A 20,626-nucleotide genomic window follows, 5' to 3' on the forward strand; every position below is an offset into this window, starting at 1 on the left:
AGCAGCAATCGAATAGTAATCAAGGTGGCGTTGGCCACCTTGATTATTTTTGGAGGTATCAAAATGCCGTTTACACTCACGCTTAACCGTATGAGTATTAAATCGGCAAACGCACTCAAGCGAGGTAAACTTGTTTGCACTCTTGGCCACTAAATGCGAATAATTAGCGATTAGCCATTTACCCCCAGTTTCGATGCTCAATCTCAGCGGTTTATCCTTAAGTTGCGAATACCAGCCCTTTGTCTGTCCCCACACTCAACGCATTCATGGCTATGAAGCACTCGCTCGTTTTTACCTCGAGCAGGGTCAAGCCATCGCCCCGAATCTCATCTTTGAGCAATTACACGAAGCCAGCGAACAACTGGCGGCAGTTGAGTTTCAGGCAAAAGCCTTTCAGCTCAAACACGCCCCACGGGACCTGCGTTTATTTGTGAATGTAGATCCCCACGCAGTTGATGGAGCGCATACCCCAAAGTTACTCGAACTGCTATCGCAGCATCCACAATTGACGGTGGAAATCATTGAAAACACTTGCGTGAGTGATGCCGAGCTCGCGAATCGCTTGTTCCATCAATTTAAAGCGGCCAATATTCAAGTGGCACTCGATGATATCGGTGCGCCCCACTCCATGCTCTCCATCGATTTGATGATGAATGTGGATTACCTCAAATTTGACCGCTACTGGCTTAAATTAATCGACGCGCCCCATGGTATCGCCCTGCTCAGCGCCCTGATTGAATTTGGCAAACGCACGGGTAAACAGTGCATTCTCGAAGGCATAGAAACCGAGGCCCAGCTCCAGCAGGCTCGCGAGCTGAATGTCGATTGGGTTCAAGGATTCCTATTCAAACCTTGGTTTATCCGCCCAGAGCAAAGCGAAAAGTTAATTTGTTAGGTAGAAATAAAATGGTTGCGGATGCCGATGACGGCATTGATATCATCGGCCCGTTTATCTGGCTAAAAACGTATCCCCAAACGACGGTAAACTAAACTCAGATTTTGGTTCTTATATCTGCGGGAAAAATACATTTACTTACCTAAAAACAATTGGTTGATATCACCATAGCCGTTTACAGCACCGAAGCCATTCCAACAATAAGGGCGCTATAGAGAGCGCCCTTTTTAAACGATATCTTATCGATGGTACAACTTAGAAGGTCGAAGCATCGATCACATAGCGATATCTGGCTTCTTTGTTGACGACTCGCTCCCAAGCATCGTTAATCTGCATTGCTTTAATCTTTTGGATTTTTGGCAACACTTTGTGCGTGGCGCAATAATCCACCATTTCCTGAGTTTCTTTAATGCCACCAATAAGGGAAGCATTGAAATTGACGCGTGAGAAAGCAAGACTCAGGGCGTTGATGTTAACTTCGAAACCATTGGGCATACCCACTTGCGTGAACGTTCCATAAGGTTTAACTACCGATGCATAAGCGGCCACATCGTATTCATAGGGAATAGTGCTGAGCAAATAGTCCATTTGACCGCGGTAATCTGCCAGCTTACTCAGATCATTCACCACAATGGCCTCTTTTGCACCAAACGCGAGAATATCCTTCACTTTATCGGGAGAGGTTGTAAAGGCATACACTTCTGCACCCTTTGATACTGCAATCTTGATTGCCAAATGCCCTAAACCGCCGATATCCGCAATGCCAAAGCAAAACTAGACACCCAGCTTTAATCGTGCGGTAGTTAACCTTCGACTATGCTTTGGTTAAGCATTGAACAAGGAGGTTTGTATGCCGCGCCCTCGCAGAACTCAGATAAGTCTTGAAGATACTTCCTATTACCATTGCTGTAGCCGCGTGGTACGACGTGCATTTTTATGTGGCGATGATGCCTATTCGGGTAAAAACTATGACCATCGCCGCGCTTGGGTAGAATCGCTACTGTTTGAACTTGAAGCGGTTTTTGCTATTGATGTGGCAGCCTTTGCTGTGATGTCGAATCATCTGCATGTGGTGCTGCGAGTCGATATCGAGACTGCCAATCGTTGGACTGACCGCGAAGTGGCTGAGCAATGGCATAAGTTGTTTAAAGGCGATGAGTTAACGCACAAATTCGCTAAAGGTGAGTTAGTTGAAGCCTATGAGGTCAACAGATTAAAGCATTCCATCGCTCTTTATCGCAGTCATTTGTGTGATATTTCATGGTTTATGCGCTGCCTCAACGAACCAATAGCAAGGCAAGCAAATCAAGAAGATAACTGCACTGGCAGGTTCTGGGAAGGTCGGTTTAAATCCCAAGCCCTACTCGATGAAGCCGCAGTATTAGCCTATATGGCTTACGTTGATTACTCTTTATTAAAAGAAAGTCCCATTAGAGCCCAACTCGCTGATACACCAGAACAATCCGACCATACCAGTATTCAACTACGTATTCGGGCCGCATTAAAAGGTGAGCAACCCAGCAATCTCCTGCCTTTTATTGGTAACGAGTGCGACAACCAAGCCAATGGCATTGCGTTTTCATTAATTGATTATCTTCAATTGGTAGATGATACAGGCCACATTATTCGCAACGATAAACGTGGATTCATAAGTGAAAATAGCGCCAAGATACTGACAAAATTAAATATCCCCCATGAAAATTGGCTCAAGCTGACTACAGATTTTGGCAAGCTATTTCATGGCCCAGTAGGTACATTGCAAGCACTAACCGATTATTGCGAACATCTCGAAAAGCGACGACGGCACTTTGCGGCAAGCTGCCAGCACTTTAACAGTAACTGATTACTGCTTATGTCACTTCAAAAGTCCCACCCAGAACATATCCCAAGCACTAAGGGATGACTTACCTCGTCTGAAATACTCCATTTTTTAAGGAATTAGCGCAATTTATTGCCTCAGATGCTGTCCCTGCGACTTTGATGGTTCTTGTGTAAACAATATTAACTTTCACAAGTTGTAGGTAAACGGAAAGTGCATTATGTTGTTGATCTAAATTGGGTGGCTAAATTTAGTTTGTTTATGAGGGAAGTTACAGAATAAATTAAGTCATTCCAAAAACAAGGAAGACGTCAATTGTGACGTCTTCTTTGTTCATATTCACTCTATATTCACTCTAGTTCATCAAGTGCTTTTGATAAAACGGTACTAGTTGTTCAAGTGCTTTTGAGGTTGCCTCTGGCTGATCATAGAGGTCATAGTGGCTAGCGCCATCAACAACTTGAATTGATTTTTCACTTGAGCGTGCTTTTGTATACAACTCAAAGCCATCTCGGTATGAGCCAAAGGCACCAGCAACACTTCCCAAGACAACATGTAGGGGTTGTGTTAGAAGTTTATCTGCAAGGTGAAAAGCATCCCAACCGACCGCTGGCCCTGTACTCGATAAGCGCAGCTTGTTTGGAGAACCAGCCTGTTGGCCACGTGGTGTCAGGTAGTAATCAATAGCATTGACCATATCAACGTCTGTAATACCTGCCGCTGCTCGCTCTGCCTGGTTGTTGAACGGAATATAGCCAACGATAAGAGGGTCTGCTCCTCGAGCTTCAGCTGTACGTAATTGACCAATCGTTTCTAGCAAGTTTAGAGCAGCATCAGGCGACATGTCTCCGTCACGCATCATGCGACCGTAATTAGTTGCGACAACTGTACCAACCGCTTTAATACGTTTTTCTGTCATCGCAACATTAGCCGCGTAAGCACCACCACCACATACACCAAGCACACCGATACGGTCTGCATCAACATAATCGAGTGTTACGAGGTAATCGACTGCACAACGGAAGTCGTCAGTACGTGTGCCAGGATCTTCACTGTATTGAGGTTGACCGCCACTCTGCCCTTGGGTCGAAGCGTCGAATGCTAGAGTAATAAAGCCTGCTTTTGCTAGTGCTTCACCATAGACATTCCCAGCCGTTTGTTCTTTGCAGCTACTAATTGGGTGTGCACAAATAATAGCTGGATAACTTTTTTGTGAATCAAAATTAGCAGGGAATCGAATCGTTGCGGCGATATCCCAATCTCGGTTTTTAAAAGTTACGTTCTTCATCTTATTAGCCCTTGTTTGATAACTAGAATACGTGTCCTAAGACAGTGAAATGAGTATAGGTTTGAACTGTTTGTTTTATTAGATGCCATAATCAGAACGCAGTTATAAGAATTTCTTATGAATTGAACGTGTTTTCTTTAAACGAAAAAAGCCACTTTTCAAAGTGGCTTGTGGAGTTAATGGGGAATTAAATGATGGCCTTTCGCTGCATGCTGAAAGCTCAAGGCTTTCCCAATTCCTGAGCTAGCGCCTGTAATGAGTGGATATTTCATGTTTTGACCTGCTAAATGTTTTAGCAAACATACAGTAACTTGCTGCGCGCTTATATGGGTTACAAATTCGCGAGGAAAAATGGCGCAAGTTTGCTGATCGCTTCAGCAACATTGTTTGGCTTGTCGTACATACTGATGTGCGTTGCACCATCAACGATATGAAGAGATTTTTCCTCACTTGCTGCTCGTTCAACTATTCGTTCACTTAACCAGCGTGTGCCAGCTTCACTACCAGCAATAATGCATAATGGCTGCGTAAGTAAAATTTCAGCATTATTAAATGCATCGTAAGTAACAAGTTGCGCTAAACTGCGGGTCGTCATTTTACTCGGCGCATTACAGTGCATGGCTCTTTCCGTGCGGTAGTACTCATACGCTTCAGCAAAGTCTTTGTTAGGCGCTTCTTCAATAGAGGTCGGTGTTGTTGGTAAATAGCCAATCTCCGCCCCTTTGGCTTCTGCACTCATTTGCTCTGCGGCCATCTCTAACAAAGGCATTGCTTCATCTGGAGTTTGGGTGCCATCCCAACCAAAGCGATACATATCACCATAGTTGACGGAACTCACAGTCCCTAACGCTTTTACTCGACGATCAACCATCGTTGCATGAGTAGCATAACCACCACCTGCACATACGCCCATAAGGCCGATACGGTCAGAGTTTACGTATTCCAAAGTGATCAAATAATCAATGGCAGCACTGATATCGTCAACACGCTGGTAAGGGTTCTCTAAGTGTCGAGGCAAACCCTCACTCGCTCCCTGACAAGATGCATCATAGGCTAATGTGATAAACCCATGTTGTGCCAGTTTTTCAGCATAAAGCCCTGCAGTTTGTTCTTTGACGCCGCCACTTGGGTGGACAAATACAATCGCTGGGTATTGGTTTCTTTCATCAAAATTTTCTGGGAAAAACAGGTTTGCAGCCATTTTGATGTTTGCATTCATAAAGTTTACTGGTTTCATAATGAATCACTCTCGCGTGTTGTCTGTTTTGTTCAGAAATATATTAGCCCTAGACATACTCTTTGATTAGAGCCAATAATGTGAACATTCTTATAAGAAAAGCTTATGAATCTATGAAAGAGAATTTGAGTGACCTTGTTACTTTCTTGAACGTAGTCAAAGAGGGAAGTTTTACCCGTGCTGCTGCTCTTGCAGGAACCTCGCAGTCAGCAGTAAGTCAAACAGTGAGTAATTTAGAGCAACGTCTACAACTCAAGTTACTTAATCGAACCACACGTAGCCTAACGTTGACAGAAGCTGGTGAGAGGCTAGTTACACTAGTGGCACCAGCAATTGAAGACATTAACCTTGGTCTAGAACAGTTAGGGGAGTTACGTGATACGCCTTCTGGAACAGTGCGTATTTCAGCCGATGAATACGCGATTCAGCAAGTCCTTTGGCCTAAGCTTGCCCCCGTCCTTAGACAGTTTCCAGAAATAAACCTCGAGTTAATCACGGATTATGGTTTAGTGGATATTGCGAAAGGAGGCTTTGATGCAGGAGTCCGTCGAGGCGGGCTAATTGCAAAAGATATGATTGCAATGCCAATTAGCAACGAGCATAAAATGTCTGTTGTTGTTTCTCCTGAATGTTCACAGCAAGATACTCTGCCTGAGATCCCAAGTGATTTAGTTTCGTTGTCTTGTATTAATCTAAAACTCCCGACTCATGGCGATAACTTTCCTTGGGTATTTAGCGTCGATGAGCAAGAATATAGGATCCGCGTAAAAGGACAAGTCGTCGTGAATGGTATAAATCAAGTCGTGCAAGCGGCGGTTGATGGCTATGGTTATGCATATGTACCCGAAGCCTTAGTTGCGAAGTATATCGACTCGGGTCAACTCATATCAGTGTTGCCTTCATATTGTATCACGCACCTAGGCTATTATCTTTACTATACCAGTCGACTCCAATCCTCGGCTGCTTTTAAGGTTATCTTAGACGCACTTAAACACACAAAATAATGAACAAAATATCTTTCGCCTGAATGTGGATTTAAGATACTTTTTCTAATGCTATAAAGCTGCTTGTAAAAATATCCCTAAATCGTTTATGTCCCAAAGCATGCTGTGTAAAGCTTTTAAATCTAAATGTTAAGCTAATGCTAAACAAGTGAGCCATGGCGATTAGCGAGACGACCGTCCGCCCCACGGACGGGGCGGTCGAGCATCCACGGATGGACTCGCTGCGCGTCGTTGAGCAAATGCCATTGCTCACCTATATATCTATGCTTCAAAGCTCCAAGTAGTAAGACCTACATAAGGTTACTTAGCAACGACTCACTAAGCCGATTGATTTCACAGTAAAATCGACTGGCTAAGCGCGTCATATTCCGCCATAGTGGTAGAGCGAATGACCTCATCCATGCACAAGGAGTCTCCCGTGGCACATTCTGGTTTAAGCCAACTATTACAACAACTTGAACAAGTATTATTAGGCAAGCCACGGCAAATTCGCTTAGCCCTCGCCTGTATTCTCGCCCGTGGGCACCTATTAATTGAAGATTTGCCCGGCATGGGCAAAACCAGCCTGTCCCATGCCCTCGCCCAAAGCCTCGGCCTTAGCTATCAACGTATTCAATTTACCAGTGATATGCTGCCCGCCGATATTCTCGGGGTATCGATTTTTGATAAACACCAAGCGCAATTTGTGTTTCATCCCGGCCCTATTTTTAAACAGATGGTGCTGGCCGATGAGATTAACCGCGCCAGCCCTAAGACTCAGAGCGCCCTGCTCGAGGCAATGGCCGAGCAGCAAATTTCTGTCGATGGCGTCACCCACAGATTACCCAATCCGTTTTTTGTGATTGCCACACAAAACCCCACGGAACAATCGGGCACCTTTCCGCTGCCCGAATCCCAACTCGACCGCTTTATGATGCGGATTTCTATCGGTTATCCCAGCCATGATGCGGAGCTGGCGATGCTGAAAAGCGATCAAACGCCGCAAACCCTCGATAATTTACCCCAATGTTTAACCCCGCTGGCGTTAACCCAGTTGCAGGAGCAATGCGACAAAGTCGCGGCGTCCGATGCACTGCTCAATTATGTCTTGGCCTTAGTGCATGACTCGCGCAATCAAACCGATGCCGTCGGCCTATCGCCCCGCGCAACCAAAGCCCTATTGCAAGCCGCTAAAGCATGGGCATTTTTAGAGGGCAGACACTATTTAGTCCCCGAAGATGTACAAGCGGTGTTTTGCAGTGTGGCCGAACATCGACTGCGCACCAGCAGCCAATTGCAGGGAGAAGCGCTATCGGAGCGGATCCTAGCCAGCGTCAATCCCATCATGTAATGCCTTGCTAATCATATCGATAAGGATGCTCACACTATGATGAGGACAGGATGAAACGAGTATTGACGGCTTTCTGGCAACGCTGGTTGGCAAGGCGCATGCCGCCCAGTTCAGAGTTTGTCCTCAGCCATCGCAGCATCTTTATTCTGCCCAGTGGCTTTGGTTTAGTCTGGCTTGGACTGGTACTGCTGCTGTATCTGTTTGGCACTAACTATCAAAACAATCTTGTAATTGGCCTGAGCATTTTGCTACTCAGTCTATTTAATACCTGCATCCTTTACAGTTATAAAAATCTCGCGGGTTTGCGTCTTCGTGCGCTCACGGCGCCCGAGGTGTATGCGGGCGAAACCATCACCTTTCCAGTCCTGCTCACCTCAAATCACAGCAGCCACAATATCAGCTTAAATTACCCCAATAATTTAGCGTACTTACTCAAACAGGTCGGCGCGGATGAGGTGCAAGCTCTGGTCTCGTTTGCCCATGACAGCCGTGGTCTGGTATCGCCTGGCCGACTTAAGATTGAATCCTTTTATCCCTTAGGGCTTTGCCGCGCTTGGTCCCATATTGATCTCGATAATGCGCACATCGTCTACGCCCATCCGATTGAAAGCCCTTTGCAGCTAAAAGCGGCCACCGAATCCGGTGAAGACGAACGGTTAGAACGAGCAGGAAAATACATCGCCGGCATCGATGAATACAAAGGGCTTAAGCCCCATGTGCTCGGTGAATCCCTTAAACAAGTGGCATGGAAACAATGGGCTCAAGGGCGTGGCATGCTAACCAAGGAGTTCGAGCAGCCTCAAGGCGATCCCGTATGGTTAACCTTAGTCCCCGATCCCGCGCAGCTTGAACAGCAATTAGGTCAGCTCAGTTGGCAAGTCAACCATTTGAGTCAGCAGGAGCAATTTTTTGGTCTGTGGTTGCAGCGTGTTGGGGCGGAAGATCTGATCCTTACACCCGATACGGGCAATGCTCATCGTATCGCCTGCCAAAGGGCGCTCGCACTCTACGGACAAGATATCAGCACGCTGGATAAAACCAATAAATTGATGAATAACCAAGGTGTTAAGCATCAGCATCCGCTTCCACCCCATGGGCAAGGTGTGCGTTCTGCAACAATGGAGCCGCGGCGATGACGACTCAAGCTACGACACATCACAAGGCTAATCCTCCTAAGCTAACGAGCTATCATGCCAATGGGCCGCAGACGGGTGACAATATCAGCCGCCAAACGCTGTTTTGGCTGCTGCTCACCAATATTGCGGTACTCAGCCCCCTATTTGATAAAACGACGCCTTGGACCCTTGGGATTTGCGCCATTTGCCTCGTGTGGCGAGTCGGCATCTATGTCGGTAAAGTGGCAAAGCCACCGCGCTACTTAGTCACAAGCCTTGCTATTGGCGCCGCGATTACCCTTGCGTTGGTATCGGGTGAGATTGGGCTATTAAATGCTTTAGTCAACCTGCTGATTTTAGGTTATGCCTTAAAATACATTGAGATGCGCAGTGTCCGAGATGTGCGGGCCGTGGTGATTGTGGGCTACTTTTTAATTGCGCTGACCTTTATCGATCACCAATCCATGCTCAATACCGTGCATTTAATTGGGGTCACTATCATTAATACCTGCGTACTGGTGACCCTGTATCAAAGCAAACATAATTGGCAACACACAGCTTGGATTGGCGCTAAATTATTGCTGCAGAGTGTGCCACTGGCGTTACTGCTGTTTTTAGTCTTGCCGCGCTTTGCCCCGCTCTGGCTGGTCCCGAATATGAAGGAAGCCCAAACTGGACTCTCGGATACCCTTTCCGTGAGCGACATTAGCAAACTCACCCGCTCCTCCGCACTGGCCTTTAGGGTGAGCTTTACCGAGGCGAGGCCCATCCAAGCCGAACTCTATTGGCGCGCGCTGGTGCTGGAAGATTACGACGGCCAAACCTGGCGCCAAGATGTCGGTATCAAACAAATTCAGAAGGATGCGCTGTTTTTTCCGCCCTCAAGACCCGATCCCGCGCGGCAACTCCCGACTGCGATGACGGATGATACAGGCAGTCATGTGCCGCAGCGATACGACTATCAAGTGATTGTGGAACCTAGCCACCAGCCTTGGTTATTTGGGCTCGATGTGGCCTATAGCCAAGATGAAAAGGTCATTAACCTACCCGATTATCGACTCTATTCCCTACGTAATGTCGATCAGCGCATGGGCTACAGTGCCCGTTCTTGGCCTAAGGCCCAAATGGATCTCAAGTTAACTGCCAAACAGCGGCAAATAAATCTGAAACTGCCCGAGGGCACTAACCCCAAAACTCTGGCGCTCGCCGCCGAGTTTAAGGCCAACTATCCCGAGCCCAAGCAGCGTCTGCTCGCCATGATGGGTTATTTTAATCGCGAACCGTTTTTCTACACCCTCACCCCGCCGCCCATTGGCCCGCAGCAAGTCGATGATTTTCTGTTTGAAAATAAAGCCGGATTTTGCGCCCATTACGCCTCCGCCTTTATCTTTATGGCGCGCGCCACTGGCTTACCCGCGCGTATGGTCACGGGCTATCAAGGGGGCGAATACAACCCACAGGCCGATTACCTGAGCGTGTATCAATACATGGCCCACGCTTGGGCCGAAGTCTGGCTCGAAAATGAAGGTTGGGTACGATTCGATCCAACAGCCATGGTCGCTCCTAACCGTATCGAACAAGGCTTCGATGCCGAGTTCTCCCCCGAGCAAAGCTACCTGCAAGAAAGCCCCTTTAGCAGCTTGCGCTTTAAATCTATGCCTTGGCTCAACGAGTTAAGGCAGCGCTTTGCCAGCCTCGATTATTACTGGAGTCTCTGGGTGCTCGGTTTTAATCAGGAACGGCAAAACAAAGTGTTAAGTGGTATTTTAGGGGATGTCACTAAAACCAAGGTGGCGGTGTTTATGAGTGTCTGTATTAGCCTTATCGGCCTCTATATCGCCTACAGCGTGGGGCTGTTTCGCTTTAAACGGGAGCAGGATCCCATCAGCGCCAAGTACCAACGCATCTGCCAGCGCCTCAGCAAATTTGGCATCAATCGCCCCGCTCACTTAGGCCCGAATGCCTTTGCCGAGCAGCTTATTGACACGCACCAGCAGCAATCCCCAGAGTTTTGCAGCGAGTTTGACACTCTGACCCAAAGCTATGTCGCGCTGAAATACCAACAGCTTGCGGACGGTGACTATCAAGTGGCGTTAAAGCGCTTTAATGCCGCCGCAAAAGCCCTTAACTGGCGACTATTTGGCCCGAGTAAACAGTTAAAATAGGCGGGATAAACCGCAGGCGGACAAGATTGTTGAATCTTATAAATCAGTCACATAGAATTGCCAAGCCACTTTGTTATGCATAACAGCAATCCCAAATCGTGAGTCGAATATGCTGAAGTTAATCCAATCCAATCAAATGGAAGTGCTCTGTGCCCATCTTGCCGCGTATTTGCGCCAGCCGCTACCCGGCGCGGGGTTATTGCAAAGTGAGCATATTTTGGTACAAAGCCCTGGGATGTCGACTTGGTTACGCCTTGAAATTGCAAAACAAAATGGTATTGCCGCCGCGCTGGAGTTCCCGCTACCTTCCAGCTTTATTTGGCAACTGTGCCACGATTTACTCCCCAATGTCCCCAAGGAAAACGCCTTCACTAAGGCGGCTATGACCTGGAAGCTAATGCAACTACTGCCACGGCTACTGGATGAACCTTCTTTTGGGCCACTGCGCCATTATTTGGGTCATACCATAGATAATCTGGAATCGAGCGCGGCTGACATCCATAGCAACCATCAACATGGTGCCGTAAGCGCCGATGATATTAAGCTTTACCAGCTTTGCGGTCGTATCGCCGATATCTTCGACCAATATTTGGTTTACCGCCCCGACTGGATTGCCGCGTGGGAAGCCAATGAACCGCTCGAATCGCTCAAATTGAATGAGGAGCAAAGTTGGCAACCCATCCTCTGGCGCGCGCTGATTGCCTATAATCGCGATGAGCTGCGTCAAAGCCACTACCACAGGGCCAATCTGCATCAGGATTTGATTGCTGCATTGGGGGATAGCGCCAATTCCCTCGCAAAATTGCCGCAGCGTTTATTTGTGTTTGGGATCTCCTCTATGGCGCCTCAAACCATCGATGTGCTCCACCAGCTCGCGAGCCGCATCGACGTGATTATCTTAAGCCTGAGCCCCTGTCAGCATTATTGGGGCGACATTATCGACCCACGCCATCGGGCGCGTATGGCATTGCAATATGCCGGAAAACGCCAATTAGCTGAGCAATGGGAAGATAAACTCGAAGTCGGCAATCCCCTACTAGCCAACAATGGCAAGATGGGCCGCGAATTACTCGATATGCTGCTCGAACTGCCTCCAGAGCACTGTGACTTTGGCGACGATGTGTACTGCGAGCCCTGCGGCGATCCTAACGATCCCCACGCTCGCGCCAGCATGCTGGCCGGGGTGCAGTACGATATTTTAGAAATGCAGACACTCGATCGCGTACTCGGGCCGGATGCTGAGCTATATCAAGAGGTCGCGAATCGCCGGGTATTAACAGCCGACGATGATTCGATTCTAATCAAGAGTTGCCACAGCCCGCTTAGGGAAGTCGAAACCCTGCACGATCATTTACTCGACCTGCTGGATAGCGACAACCAACTCACCCCCAAAGACATAGTGGTAATGATGCCGGATGTCGCCGCCTACGCCCCCTATATCGATGCGGTGTTTGCGGCCAAACAGGGACTAGAATATATCCCCTACGCCATTGCCGACCGCGGCGCGGCGCAGGAATCGCCACTCATAAATAGCTTTTTGAATTTACTCAATATTAATCAGAGTCGTTTCGGACTGACGGATATTTTAAGCATTCTCGAAGTCCCAGCCATTTTGCGACGTTTTCAGCTCGAAGAAGACGAGCTGCCACTCATTCGCCGCTGGTTAGATGAAGCCGGCGTGCGTTGGGGCCGCGATGAACAGAGCCGCCTTAAACAGGGCGTGCCCGCCTTCGAGCAAAACTCCTGGGCCTTTGGCATAAAACGCTTAATCTTAGGTTACGCCTTAAGGGACGATGCGCCGCTCTATCAATCATCCCCGCAGGGAATGCACTATTTAACCGTGGCTGGGGTAGAGGGCCAATCGGCACAGGCCCTTGGCAAACTGTTGAATTTTATTGAAGTCCTCGATGAGACCACCCAAGTATTAGCCAAGGCGCAAGCGCCCTCACTGCGGTTACTCGAACTCACCGAGCTGTTAAACGCCTTTTACGCCCCCGATGAGGACGAACGAGAGCAGCTGCAGGAAATTCGCGATGCGATTGCCGCCTTAGAGCAAGAGCTGCTTGCCGCCAGCCCAGCCGATATGGGGGCACAAGCCAACGACTTAGATTTAAGCATCGAAGTGCTGGCGCTCTGGTTTAATCAACGCTTAACCGAGTCACGTGTCGGCCAACGATACCTCGCGGGCAGCGTGAATTTTTGTACCTTAATGCCGATGCGCTCGATTCCCTTCAAGGTCGTTTGCCTACTGGGGATGAATGATGGTGTCTATCCTAGAGTGCAACATCCAGTGGGCTTTGATTTAATGGCGCATTTTGGTGCGCGCAAAGGCGATCGTTCCCGCAGATTAGATGATAGATACCTGTTTTTAGAGGCGTTACTCTCGGCTCGGGAGCAGCTTTACATCAGTTATATTGGCCGTAGCGAGCGGGATAACTCAGAGCGTATTCCATCTATGCTGGTTTCCGAGCTAATAGAATATTGCCAGTTATGTTATCTGCCTGAATCCCTTGCAGCAGAAGCAGCTAATGTCAGTAACGAAGCTGCTCAGCAGGCATTATTTGAAGCTATTGTGAGCCATCAGCCGCTACAACCATTTGACCCTAAACTGTATCAAGCAGCACTGCCGCAAGCCCCCACCTTCCACGGGATAAAACAGAGTTATAGCCAGCAGTGGTGTCCGCCCGATAGCAATAGCCAGTTGCAGCATGGCCGATTTATCGAAGCCCATACCCAGATAGTGCTCGAAGATGACGCAATTGGTGAGAGTGTTCAAGATATTGAGCCGCTTGGCGAAGCAGAGCATGTGGATATCTCGGCCTTTATTCGCTTCTTTCGCAATCCCGCGCAGTATTTCTTTAATCGTACCCTGAAAGTCGATTTAAACCTTAATATTCAAGCAGATGATAACGATGAGCCCTTTAGTCTTAATGCGTTAGAGCGTTATTTATTACAGGCTCAGCTCCTTGGCGATGCGCTTGAGCAAGGACAAAACGAGCCCAGCACTGAACTGTTACAACGCCTTAAAGCCAGCGGTAACTTGCCTATGCAGCCCTTTGATGATCTGCTACTGCGCCAATACAGCCATGATATCGCGCCGCTGATCGGTAGAACCCTGTTTATGCGCGGCGATGTCGCTCCCCGCCATGCCGATATTCGGCTAAGCTTTGAGTTACCCCATCAGAACTCTGGAACTCAGTTAAAAGCCAAGCGGGTGATCCTCGAAGGTCGAATCGATGATATCAGCCCTAAAGGATTGGTCACTTGCCGCCCCGGCAGTGCCCATGGGCGGGACATTTTAGCCTTGTATTTACGTCATTTATGTTTGATGGCCGCAGGAGTGGCTCAACCTAGCTACCAGCAACCTAGCTATCTGCTGGATATGGGGCATTTTCATGCCCTCGCGCCCATTACGCCAGCGCTTGCCCATGCACAGCTCGCCAACTTATTACAGCTTTTTTATCAGGGCCAAATTCATCCCCTGTGTTTTATGCCAAGAACCTCCCTCGCCTATGCCAGCGCTGAGGCGGATGAAGAGGAAGACCCACACACAAGCACAGATCCGCACAAAGCCCGGCTCGAAGCTGCGCAAAGCGAATGGCTGGACGAGCAAGGTGAACTTGGCGAAGGCACAGAGCCCCATTATCAACGGCTGTTTCATTTTCCAGATGACTTTACCGAGGCACATTTTGGCAAACTCGCCGATGACATCTATCGGCCAATGCTTAGCCTGTATCACAAGGATACCCTCGCCCAACTCGAGGAATTTGCCCTGAATGAAGCCCCAACCGCCACGACAGAGGGAGCAGACTGATGACTAAGGTATCACCCGCTTTGCCGTTAGATCCGCTCACCCTACCATTTGGCGGCAGCCGCTTAATCGAGGCCAGTGCGGGCACGGGTAAAACCTATACCATTTCAGGCCTGTATCTCAGATTACTGCTTGGGGATGGCTTAGGCGAACCGCTCAATTGTGAACAAATTCTGGTCGTGACCTTTACCAATGCCGCCACCGAGGAGCTGCGGGACAGGATTCGCCGCCGCATTCAGGTGGCCTTTAAGTGTTTCTTAGGGCTTGAGATTAACGATCCTTTTGTGCAGGCGCTGTACGATAAGACCCCTGAAGCCGAGCGCGCTATCGCCCTAAGACGCTTCGATTTGGCGCTCAAATCCCTCGACGAAGCGGCGATTTTTACCATTCACGGATTTTGCCAACGGATCTTGGCCGATCTCGCCTTCGAATCATCATTGTTGTTCGAGTCGGATTTCACCTTGGACGACAGTGAGTTTTTGCACCATGCGGTACGGGATTTTTGGCGTGAGGCCTGTTATCCGCTGCCGGAGTATTTAGCCCAAATTATTGCCAGCGAATTTGGCGATCCCGACGGATTAGTCAAGCAGCTGAGAGCCTTGCTCGGTGCCAGTGAGGCCAAACCGCTTCAACCCGTGCAGCCCTTTGCTCGTTTGGCTGAGTCCTTAAGCCAGAGTGTGCAGCGCTTTAAGCTCGCCTGGCCCCGTGGCCGCGACGCACTGTTAGAATTACTTCATAGCCTGCCGCTTAACGGTCAACGTTTTGGTAAGGCGAGCGACAATTACCCCAAATTGGCGGAAATGTTCGACCAACTGGACAACTTCTTAGCCTTTAGTGACGGCTTACCGCCACTTAAAGTGCTCGAAGCGCTGTCGTTATCCGAGCTTAAGCTGAATAAAGGCGGCGTGCTCCCAAGTGCGAGCGAGGCGCCACTGCTTGATCATATGGAGCAGTTAGCCGCATTGATTAACGCGATAAAACCCGCATTTCTCTATAGCGCCAAACAAGGGATCAGCGAGCGTTTTGCCAAGCAAAAGCAGCAGAAAAATGTACTGACACCCGATGATCTGCTCACCACTTTGGCCGCAGCAATGCAGGCCAATCCCGATACTTTACCTAAGGCAGTGGCGAGCCGCTTCCCCGTGGCGCTTATCGATGAATTCCAAGATACGGATCCACTGCAATTTGCTATTTTCTCAGGGATTTATCAAACCCGTTTGGGGATTGATACTCAAGATCCGGCTGTCGAACCTAAGCCTCGCACGGATAGCAAATTAAGCCTGCTGATGATTGGCGACCCTAAACAGGCGATTTATGCTTTCCGCGGCGCCGATATTTACACTTATATCGAGGCGCGCAGACAAACTCAGGCGCACTATTTCCTCGACACTAACTATCGCTCGAGCCGCAATCTGGTTATGGGGGTGAATCATTTATTTGCCCAGCATTCGGATCCTTTTATCAGCCAATCGATTCCCTTCGATCCGGTTAAAACGCCTGCCAGTGCGGCGGCTAAACAACTCGTTGAGCATGCGCCCAATAGCGCCGCGCTGCGGTTAAAACTCTTGAGTGAAGGCGAAACTGGGCTCAATAAGGCCAGTGCGCGGCAAACCTTGGCCGAAGACACCGCCGCCGAAATCACCCGTTTACTGACGCAGGCCGCCAATGGTCAATGCAGCACGCCCAAAGGGCCATTAATTGCCAAAGATATCGCCATCTTAGTGCGCGATAGAAACGAAGCGGCCGTGATGAAAACCGCGCTGAGCAAGCGCCAGATTGGCGCCGTCTTTTTAAGTCGCGACAGCGTATTTGAAACCGTCGAAGCGCGGGAAATGGCGCTCATTCTGCGCGCCTTGGCCAGCCCCAAGGACGAGCGCGCCCTGCGTAGCGCCCTTGCGACCGCCCTACTTGGTTATCGCGCCGAGCAAATCCATGCCTTTAACCAAGATGAAGAGCAGCGCCAAAGACTGCTAGAGCAGTTTTTTGAGCTACACCAGATCTGGCAAAAACGCGGCATTATGCCAGCGCTGCTCAGCCTAGCCAATGCCACCCAGATGGTTGCGCGGCTGCTGCATTCTCCCGCTTCGACAACCACTGACCAAGCGGAGCAAGATGCAGAAGTTCATCTTGAGTCGAACAATGGCGAACGTCGACTCACAGATTTTCGCCACTTAGCCGAGCTGTTGCAGCAAAAGGCGACCGAAATTGATGGGATCAGTGCCCTGCTCAACTGGTATGAGCAACAACTGATTGATAACACAGGAACTGATGAGCAGCAGCTACGCCTTGAAAGCGAGCAAAACTTAGTGCAAATCGTCACCATCCATAAGAGTAAGGGGCTGGAATACCCAGTGTGCTTCGTGCCCTTTGTCAGCCTCGCGCGGGATAATCGCCGTCGCCCGACGCCTATGCTCTACCACAGAACCAATGCCGATGGCGCGCAGGAATTGGTGTGGGATTTAGAAGGCTCGGATGAGGGTTGGGAACAGGCAAAACAGGAAACCTTAGCCGAAGATCTGCGTCTGCTCTATGTGGCGCTCACCCGCCCCGTGTACCTGTGTTATTTGTACATCGCCAACCATAGCCGCATGTTAAAGGCAGGGCTTAAAAGCCAGCTGCATGAAACCGCCATCGGTTATCTGCTTGGGATCACTGACACTGATTGTGATTTTTCGCGTTTGCAAAATGCCGCCAAGGCGCTGGTCGCGGGTCTCGAGTCGAGTCCGCCTGCGATCAACATTGAGGTCGTGGCCGATGACATTGAGGCTAACAAGCTGCAAACGGGGGAAGCTAATGCTCACAGCTTGAGTGCCCGCAAGGTCAGCCGTCAGTATCGCACTCCATGGCGCGTCGGCAGTTATTCCGGCTTAGTTAAAAATGCGCCCCACGCTAAAGCCATCACCGGCGCCGATGATGAAGTCAACGCCGTATTGGGTACAGATACCGCAAACAGCGCAGCCGATCCCTTATGGCCAGCCCCCTTGTGGCAAGAAGCTTTGTTGCAAGAGGCGGCCGATCCGCAAGCGCAACCTCTGCTTAATCGCTTTAGCTTTGAGCGCGGCGCCAACGCGGGTAGCTTTATGCACTTAGTGCTTGAGTTAATTGATTTTACACAAGCTCCAATCGACCTCCCCCGAGAGCTACCTAAGGCCATGTTGCAATACGGCATTGCCCCCGAGTGGCAACCCGTATTAGAAGATTGGTACCTTGAGGTATTACAAGCTCCGCTGGCGTTAATGACGCAGGATAATCAGCTTATCAATCCCGAACTGTGTTTAGCCGCGCTCGCGCCGCAGCACACCTTAGTCGAGATGGAGTTTTACCTGCCACTGAATCGCTTAAAGGATACAGAGCTTAACCAACTCCTTGGGCAATTTGGCTACGATACCGAGCTGCAGTTTGACGAGTTACAGGGCATGCTTAAGGGTTTTATCGACTTAACCTTTGAATATCAAGGAAAGTTTTATATAGCCGACTATAAGTCGAACCATCTGGGGGATAATATTCAGGCCTATCATCATAGCGCGCTGAAGCAGGCGATTAGCGACCATAGGTATGATTTACAATATATTCTCTACTCCCTCGCCCTGCACCGCTATTTAGCGATGCGCTTGCCCAATTATGATTACGATACCCATATTGGCGGCTGTTATTATTTGTTTTTACGGGGAATGTCGGTGCAATATCCAGGCTTTGGTATTTATTACGATAAACCGCCCAAGGCGCTGATTTTGGCCTTAGATGCGCTGTTTCAGCGCAGCCTAGAGGCAACGACTGACTCAAATAAAAAGTTCGATGCTCAACTGGATACGGGAGCAATGGCATGATCAGCAGCGAACTCAATCACCCTAAAGCCCCATCAACCCCATGGGTCGAAGCTGGCGCACTCAGACTCAAGGCGCCGCTCACAGAGCTACTCAAATACTGGGAAAAGGAGCGGCTGATCACCCCGCTCGACCGCCATTTTGCCCTCGAGATGGCAAGGCTTCATCCCAATGATGCCCAAGAGCCGCTGTTTATGCTGCTTTGCGCCCTGTTAAGTCAACAGCTCTCGGCCCAACATACTTGCCTAGTGCTCGAACATATAGTGCCAGCCAATCCGCTGGCAGAGCCGGTTAATCACTGCCAGATCCGTTTGAGCCTGCCAGAGCTGATTGCAAGGTTAGAAAATTTTGAAGCGGTTGGTGAACCTCACAGTAATAAGCCACTGATTTTTGATGGCGGCCGACTCTATCTTGAGCGTTATCATCATTTCGAAACCGAGGTGGCCAGTGCCCTGACGAGGCTCTCTTCGAGTCAGCACGCCAACAACACCGATAAAGATTCAGATGCGCCGCTACGCAGGCAGTTAGATTACTTATTTCCAAACGCCGCATCTTCCCATGCAACACCGCCCCTTGAGCCTCATATCGACTGGCAAAAGGTGGCGACGGCAACGGCGCTCGGCAAAAAGCTGGCGGTGATCACTGGCGGCCCGGGTACGGGCAAAACCACCACAGTAACTAAATTACTGTTGTTACAGCAATTAGACTCACCAAAACAGATAAGACTCGTTGCCCCGACGGGTAAGGCCGCCGCCCGTTTAAGTGAATCGATAAAGGCCTCCAAAGCAAGACTCGAGCAGGAGCTCAAACAGGCTCAAGCGACAAACGAACAAGTACACAGTCACGAAACCCAAGCACTGTTAGCCGCGCTTAAGCAAGTGCCGGAAGAGGCATCAACCTTACATCGTCTGCTAGGTGTTATCCCCAATTCGGCGCAGTTTCGTCACCATCCGGGCAATCCCCTGCGGCTAGATCTCTTGATTGTCGATGAAGCCTCAATGGTCGATTTGCCTATGATGTATAAACTGCTCACGGCCCTTCCCGAACAGGCGGGTTTGATACTGCTTGGGGATCAGGACCAACTCGCCTCAGTTGAAGCAGGCGCCGTGCTCGCAGATATTTGTGCGGGGCTAAAATACGAGTCAGACCAACACTCTGAATGGAGAATGCGTTATAGCCAAGTCCAGGCCGAGCAATTGAGCAAGCTCACAGGTTTTGATCTGCGTGCCTATATTCATCGCGAGCCAAAAATTGGTGACAGTTTGTGTATGTTGACCCACAGCCACAGATTTAAAGGCGATGCAGGCATTGGCCTATTAGCCAGTGCGGTAAATCGCTCCGATCTCGCGGGGATTTTGGCCGTATGGCAGCGGGGATTGGCCGAGCTTAGTTGGCTAGAACACAGTATGGATCTGAGCCAGACCCAAGCCAAAATCAGCGAACCTGCAAACAACAGCGGCCTTCACGCCCTGCTAACACAAGCCTGTGAGCAATACGCCGAGTATTTACGTCCGCTGCAAGTTTCTGATCCAAGCAGTGTACCAAGCGCCATCGAAGCCATTGCCCGCTTTAACCAATATCGCATCCTATGCGCCATGCGCAGTGGCGATTATGGTGTCGAAGGTATCAATCAAGCCGTGACTAAAGCGCTGTCTCAGGCCAAGCTTATCCATCCTCAGCAGGAGTTTTACCTTGGCCGGCCAATTATTATCCAAAGCAACGACTATAACTTGGGCCTGTTTAACGGTGATATTGGTTTGATTTTGCAGGATGAATACAGACCAGAGCGCCTGATGGCCCACTTTATCAAAGCCGATGGCAAACTGCTTAAAGTGCTCCCCGCAAGGCTGCCTAGCCATGAAACCTGCTACGCCATGACGGTACATAAAAGTCAGGGCAGTGAATTTAATCGAGTCGCCCTCGTACTTCCGCCCAATCCGAGCCTAGTACAGTGGCAATTGCTCACCAAGGAGCTGGTCTACACCGCTATTACCCGTGCAAAACAACACTTTAGCTGTTTAGGCACACAACAAGTCTTTGAGCGCGCAAGCCAGCAAGCTACCCAGCGAGCCTCAGGTTTAGCCGATAGACTCTGGCGCGATAAATCCATAACCAATGAATAGTTAACTCATTGACTA

13 protein-coding genes are annotated in these 20,626 nt (G+C 49.4%); 9 read left to right on the top strand and 4 right to left on the bottom strand.

The annotated features are described in order from the left end of the window. Nucleotides 1–193 precede the first annotated feature (193 nt). Complete coding sequence (locus tag CBX96_RS06500) at nt 194–895, top strand: EAL domain-containing protein (protein WP_109286124.1); 702 nt, start codon at nt 194–196, stop codon at nt 893–895. A gap of 255 nt (nt 896–1,150) precedes the next feature. Here the strand turns inward: CBX96_RS06500 and CBX96_RS06505 are convergent, their stop codons facing one another. Next, complete coding sequence (locus CBX96_RS06505) at nt 1,151–1,630, bottom strand: zinc-binding dehydrogenase (protein WP_219930414.1); 480 nt, start codon at nt 1,628–1,630, stop codon at nt 1,151–1,153. 115 nt (nt 1,631–1,745) lie between these two features. On the opposite strand from CBX96_RS06505, the gene CBX96_RS06510 reads away from it, so the two are divergent. Continuing rightward, nucleotides 1,746–2,738, top strand: coding sequence for a transposase (locus CBX96_RS06510; protein WP_109286126.1), 993 nt, complete (start codon nt 1,746–1,748; stop codon nt 2,736–2,738). 331 nt (nt 2,739–3,069) lie between these two features. Here CBX96_RS06510 and CBX96_RS06515 read toward each other — a convergent pair whose 3' ends face one another. Beyond that, nucleotides 3,070–4,002 (bottom strand): alpha/beta hydrolase, encoded by a 933-nt coding sequence (locus CBX96_RS06515; RefSeq protein WP_109286127.1) that lies wholly within the window; start codon nt 4,000–4,002, stop codon nt 3,070–3,072. Nucleotides 4,003–4,333: 331 nt separating this feature from the next. Then, nucleotides 4,334–5,239 (bottom strand): alpha/beta hydrolase, encoded by a 906-nt coding sequence (locus CBX96_RS06525; RefSeq protein ID WP_109286128.1) that lies wholly within the window; start codon nt 5,237–5,239, stop codon nt 4,334–4,336. Nucleotides 5,240–5,319: 80 nt separating this feature from the next. Between CBX96_RS06525 and CBX96_RS06530 the strand changes: the two genes are divergently transcribed. Continuing rightward, on the top strand, nt 5,320–6,243 hold the full coding sequence (locus CBX96_RS06530) for a LysR family transcriptional regulator (RefSeq protein WP_258294193.1): 924 nt from the start codon (nt 5,320–5,322) through the stop codon (nt 6,241–6,243). Between the two features lie 140 nt (nt 6,244–6,383). On the opposite strand, the gene CBX96_RS21660 is transcribed toward CBX96_RS06530, so the two are convergent. Beyond that, the gene (locus CBX96_RS21660; protein ID WP_258294194.1) at nt 6,384–6,515 is read right to left on the bottom strand and encodes a hypothetical protein; all 132 of its coding nucleotides are present in this window, start codon (nt 6,513–6,515) and stop codon (nt 6,384–6,386) included. A gap of 146 nt (nt 6,516–6,661) precedes the next feature. Between CBX96_RS21660 and CBX96_RS06535 the strand changes: the two genes are divergently transcribed. The 6 genes from CBX96_RS06535 to recD all read left to right on the top strand — a co-directional run bounded on the left by CBX96_RS06535 (nt 6,662) and on the right by recD (nt 20,611). Then, complete coding sequence (locus CBX96_RS06535) at nt 6,662–7,573, top strand: MoxR family ATPase (RefSeq protein ID WP_011626077.1); 912 nt, start codon at nt 6,662–6,664, stop codon at nt 7,571–7,573. Between the two features lie 50 nt (nt 7,574–7,623). Next, a complete protein-coding gene (locus CBX96_RS06540; protein WP_109286129.1) occupies nt 7,624–8,709 on the top strand; it encodes a DUF58 domain-containing protein in 1,086 nt (361 codons plus the stop codon). Beyond that, complete coding sequence (locus tag CBX96_RS06545) at nt 8,706–10,853, top strand: DUF3488 and transglutaminase-like domain-containing protein (RefSeq protein WP_109286130.1); 2,148 nt, start codon at nt 8,706–8,708, stop codon at nt 10,851–10,853. The genes CBX96_RS06540 and CBX96_RS06545 overlap by 4 nt, the downstream gene beginning before the upstream one ends. 109 nt (nt 10,854–10,962) lie before the next feature. After that, nucleotides 10,963–14,667: an exodeoxyribonuclease V subunit gamma gene (recC, locus tag CBX96_RS06550; protein ID WP_109286131.1), complete on the top strand. Its 3,705-nt coding sequence runs from the start codon at nt 10,963–10,965 to the stop codon at nt 14,665–14,667. Next, nucleotides 14,667–18,491 carry an exodeoxyribonuclease V subunit beta gene (gene recB, locus CBX96_RS06555; RefSeq protein ID WP_109286132.1) on the top strand — a complete coding sequence of 1,275 codons (3,825 nt, stop codon included), beginning with the start codon at nt 14,667–14,669 and terminating at the stop codon, nt 18,489–18,491. Before recC ends, recB begins: the two co-directional genes overlap by 1 nt. Beyond that, nucleotides 18,488–20,611 carry an exodeoxyribonuclease V subunit alpha gene (gene recD / locus CBX96_RS06560; protein ID WP_109286133.1) on the top strand — a complete coding sequence of 708 codons (2,124 nt, stop codon included), beginning with the start codon at nt 18,488–18,490 and terminating at the stop codon, nt 20,609–20,611. The genes recB and recD overlap by 4 nt, the downstream gene beginning before the upstream one ends. Nucleotides 20,612–20,626 lie beyond the last annotated feature (15 nt).

Source organism: Shewanella sp. BC20 (assembly GCF_003129585.1).
Lineage (GTDB): Bacteria > Pseudomonadota > Gammaproteobacteria > Enterobacterales > Shewanellaceae > Shewanella > Shewanella seohaensis.

Coding starts and splice junctions, on each gene's coding strand:
- CBX96_RS06515 (WP_109286127.1), bottom strand. CDS start 4,002: ATGAAGAACGTAACTTTTAAAAACCGAGATTGGGATATCGCCGCAACG.
- CBX96_RS06540 (WP_109286129.1), top strand. CDS start 7,624: ATGAAACGAGTATTGACGGCTTTCTGGCAACGCTGGTTGGCAAGGCGC.
- CBX96_RS06545 (WP_109286130.1), top strand. CDS start 8,706: ATGACGACTCAAGCTACGACACATCACAAGGCTAATCCTCCTAAGCTA.
- recB (WP_109286132.1), top strand. CDS start 14,667: ATGACTAAGGTATCACCCGCTTTGCCGTTAGATCCGCTCACCCTACCA.
- recD (WP_109286133.1), top strand. CDS start 18,488: ATGATCAGCAGCGAACTCAATCACCCTAAAGCCCCATCAACCCCATGG.
- recC (WP_109286131.1), top strand. CDS start 10,963: ATGCTGAAGTTAATCCAATCCAATCAAATGGAAGTGCTCTGTGCCCAT.
- CBX96_RS06510 (WP_109286126.1), top strand. CDS start 1,746: ATGCCGCGCCCTCGCAGAACTCAGATAAGTCTTGAAGATACTTCCTAT.
- CBX96_RS06500 (WP_109286124.1), top strand. CDS start 194: ATGCTCAATCTCAGCGGTTTATCCTTAAGTTGCGAATACCAGCCCTTT.
- CBX96_RS06525 (WP_109286128.1), bottom strand. CDS start 5,239: ATGAAACCAGTAAACTTTATGAATGCAAACATCAAAATGGCTGCAAAC.